The following is an 869-nucleotide window of genomic DNA, read 5'->3' on the forward strand; positions in this document are numbered from 1 at the left end:
AGGAGACCACGCCCACCGCCGCGACAGACGGCCCACCACCATGCCCAGAGCCCACCCACATCGATCAACAGTGATCAAGGCTGCCGGGCCGACGTGGCCAGCGCCAGGCGCGAATCATCGAGGCTAGGCATGTCAAACAGCAGGTAGAAGCGGGTTCCGTTGAGGACGTCAGTGGCTGCCTCTCCCCACGTGCCGCCCGGGATCCAACGGTAATCGTTGCAACGCCAACTGCCAGTGGACGATTGGTACAAGCAGGCTTTCACGTATTCGCCTTGGTTAGGCTTGACGTTGATGTCGATACAGTTCGACGTGGTGGTGGCGTAGCCTGTGGCAGGCCATCTGCCGGGGCCGCCATTGTAGCTGTCTGCATCGTAGCTGCGCGCAGAGCCATAGCAGGACATTATCGCGAGGTCAGACGGGGTCTCTTGTGACGCGCCCTCGCCGGCCCGTCCATTGTCGTGCTGGGTCGCGGTGATCCGATCTGAGTCGACCCCTGCCTCGGCCATGGCGGGCGCGCTCACTCCGGCAATAGTCAATACCGTCAGTGCGGCTATGAGCGCGCTGCCCCTTTTGAAGTTCATCCCTACTCCTCGGAGGTTGGGTGTCTTGTTGAACCTAATTCCAACATGTATGACCGTCGATGTGATAGTTGTGTCTGAAACCTTACATGCCTGTCGTTTCCCTGATCGTCGATCTTGGCGATACTCGACCTGGACAAGATCGTCATTAAGGGATGTCTCGCAACTCGTTGGGGGTCCATGGTGGATCATGTCGGGGTGCAGGTGATCTCGGCAGCCCGCCCGGAGTGGATCTTCCCGTTCACCGGGTTACAGCCAGCCCAGTTCCGCCGCCTCGTCAGACTGGTCGCC

Annotated in this window: 1 protein-coding gene and 1 pseudogene; one reads left to right on the top strand and one right to left on the bottom strand. The window is 60.3% G+C overall.

Going from position 1 to position 869, the window contains the following annotated elements; translation table 11 throughout:
* Positions 1-74: 74 nt before the first annotated feature.
* Positions 75-581: a hypothetical protein gene (locus tag ABNF97_RS33975; protein WP_349341076.1), complete on the bottom strand. Its 507-nt coding sequence runs from the start codon at positions 579-581 to the stop codon at positions 75-77.
* Between the two features lie 195 nt (positions 582-776).
* On the opposite strand from ABNF97_RS33975, the pseudogene ABNF97_RS33980 reads away from it, so the two are divergent.
* Positions 777-869, top strand: a pseudogene (locus ABNF97_RS33980) (IS5/IS1182 family transposase); the annotation flags it as partial.

The sequence above is a fragment of the Plantactinospora sp. B6F1 genome (assembly GCF_040120695.1).
Classification (GTDB): domain Bacteria; phylum Actinomycetota; class Actinomycetes; order Mycobacteriales; family Micromonosporaceae; genus Plantactinospora.